1 rRNA gene is annotated in these 3003 nt (G+C 52.5%); it reads right to left on the bottom strand.

Annotation, left to right across the window (positions count from 1 at the left end):
* Positions 1–2: 2 nt before the first annotated feature.
* Positions 3–2915: ribosomal RNA gene (locus ACTWP4_RS22445) — 23S ribosomal RNA — on the bottom strand.
* Between the last annotated feature and the right edge of the window lie 88 nt (positions 2916–3003).

Genomic DNA, 3003 nt, shown 5'->3' with positions numbered 1-3003 from the left:
ATATAGTTAAGTCCTCGATCGATTAGTATTCGTCAGCTGCACATGTCACCATGCTTCCACCTCGAACCTATCTACCTCATCGTCTCTGAGGGATCTTACTCTATCGAATAGATGGGAAGTCTCATCTTGAGGGGGGCTTCATGCTTAGATGCTTTCAGCACTTATCCCTTCCACACGTAGCTACCCAGCGATGCTCCTGGCGGAACAACTGGTGCACCAGCGGTGTGTCCATCCCGGTCCTCTCGTACTAAGGACAGCTCCTCTCAAACTTCCAACGCCCACGACGGATAGGGACCGAACTGTCTCACGACGTTCTGAACCCAGCTCGCGTACCGCTTTAATGGGCGAACAGCCCAACCCTTGGGACCGACTACAGCCCCAGGATGCGATGAGCCGACATCGAGGTGCCAAACCTCCCCGTCGATGTGGACTCTTGGGGGAGATAAGCCTGTTATCCCCGGGGTAGCTTTTATCCGTTGAGCGACGGCCCTTCCATTCGGTACCGCCGGATCACTAAGCCCGACTTTCGTCCCTGCTCGACTTGTAGGTCTCGCAGTCAAGCTCCCTTCTGCCTTTACACTCTGCGAATGATTTCCAACCATTCTGAGGGAACCTTTGGGCGCCTCCGTTACATTTTAGGAGGCGACCGCCCCAGTCAAACTGCCCACCTGACACTGTCTCCGAACCGGATCACGGTTCTGGGTTAGAAGGTCAATACAGCCAGGGTGGTATCCCACCGGCGCCTCCACGTAAGCTAGCGCTCACGTTTCTCAGGCTCCCACCTATCCTGTACAAGCTGTACCAACATTCAATATCAGGCTACAGTAAAGCTCCACGGGGTCTTTCCGTCCTGTCGCGGGTAATGCGCATCTTCACGCATAGTATAATTTCACCGGGTCTCTCGTTGAGACAGTGCCCAAGTCGTTGCACCTTTCGTGCGGGTCGGAACTTACCCGACAAGGAATTTCGCTACCTTAGGACCGTTATAGTTACGGCCGCCGTTTACTGGGGCTTCGGTTCAACGCTTCGCTAATGCTAACGCATCCCCTTAACCTTCCAGCACCGGGCAGGTGTCAGCCCCTATACTTCGCCTTTCGGCTTCGCAGAGACCTGTGTTTTTGCTAAACAGTCGCTTGGGCCTTTTCACTGCGGCTCCTCCTTAAAGGAGCACCCCTTCTCCCGAAGTTACGGGGTCATTTTGCCGAGTTCCTTAACGAGAGTTCTCCCGATCACCTTAGGATTCTCTCCTCGCCTACCTGTGTCGGTTTGCGGTACGGGCACCCTTTTCCTTGCTAGAGGCTTTTCTTGGCAGCGTGAAATCCGGAACTTCGGTACTCTATTTCCCTCCCGATCACAGCTCAAGCTTGCCAGACGGATTTGCCTATCTGACGCTCTTGCTGCTTCGACGCACGCTTCCAGCAGTGCGCATTCCTTATCCTTCTGCGTCCCCCCATCACTCAAACGGAATTGGGTGGTACAGGAATATCAACCTGTTGTCCATCGCCTACGCCTTTCGGCCTCGGCTTAGGCCCCGACTAACCCTGAGCGGACGAGCCTTCCTCAGGAAACCTTAGGCATTCGGTGAAGAAGATTCTCACTTCTTTTTCGCTACTCATACCGGCATTCTCACTTCTAAGCGCTCCACCAGTCCTCACGGTCTGACTTCGCAGCACTTAGAACGCTCTCCTACCATTGTTCGAAGAACAATCCGTAGCTTCGGTGATACGTTTAGCCCCGGTATATTTTCGGCGCAGCGTCACTCGACCAGTGAGCTATTACGCACTCTTTAAATGATGGCTGCTTCTAAGCCAACATCCTGGTTGTCTAAGCAACGCCACATCCTTTTCCACTTAACGTATACTTGGGGACCTTAGCTGACGGTCTGGGCTGTTTCCCTTTCGACTATGAACCTTATCACCCATAGTCTGACTCCCAAGGTAATATGATTGGCATTCGGAGTTTGACTGAATTCGGTAACCCGGTGAGGGCCCCTAGTCCAATCAGTGCTCTACCTCCAACATACATCCCTTGAGGCTAGCCCTAAAGCTATTTCGGAGAGAACCAGCTATCTCCGTGTTCGATTGGCATTTCACCCCTACCCACACCTCATCCCCGCACTTTTCAACGTACGTGGGTTCGGGCCTCCAGTCAGTGTTACCTGACCTTCACCCTGGACATGGGTAGATCACACGGTTTCGGGTCTACGACCACCTACTATGTCGCCCTATTCAGACTCGCTTTCGCTGCGGCTCCGTGTCTTCCACTTAACCTTGCAGGGGATCGTAACTCGCCGGTCCATTCTACAAAAGGTACGCCGTCACCCATAAAAGGGCTCCGACTACTTGTAGGCACACGGTTTCAGGTTCTCTTTCACTCCCCTCCCGGGGTGCTTTTCACCTTTCCCTCACGGTACTGGTTCACTATCGGTCACTAGGTAGTATTTAGCCTTGGGAGATGGTCCTCCCGGATTCCGACGGAATTTCACGTGTTCCGCCGTACTCAGGATCCACTCCGGAGGAAACACGCTTTCGACTACAGGGCTCTTACCTTCTGTCGCGGGTCGTTCCAGACCGCTTCGTCTAACGTGTTTCTTGATAACTCCAATGGAGTGTCCTACAACCCCAAAAAGCAAGCTTTTTGGTTTGGGCTAATTCCGTTTCGCTCGCCGCTACTCGGGAAATCGCGTTTGCTTTCTCTTCCTCCGGGTACTGAGATGTTTCAGTTCCCCGGGTCTGCCTCATACATCCTATGAATTGAGATGTATGTTCTACTCCATGACGAGTAGAGGGTTTCCCCATTCGGAAATTCTCGGATCAATGCCTACGTACGGCTCCCCGAGACATATCGGTGTTTGTCCCGTCCTTCTTCGGCTCCTAGTGCCAAGGCATCCACCGTGCGCCCTTCTTCACTTAACTATATTACTTACTATGCTTAACGCTTTAAAAGCGCGTTGGTTTTTGTTTGATGTCTTGTCATACTCTTATCTAGTTTTCAAGGTACATA

The organism is Gracilibacillus sp. D59 (genome assembly GCF_052246695.1).
Taxonomy (GTDB): Bacteria; Bacillota; Bacilli; order Bacillales; family Amphibacillaceae; genus Gracilibacillus.
Note: the sequence above shows the minus strand (reverse complement) of the source record. Positions and strands in the feature narration are given on the sequence as shown.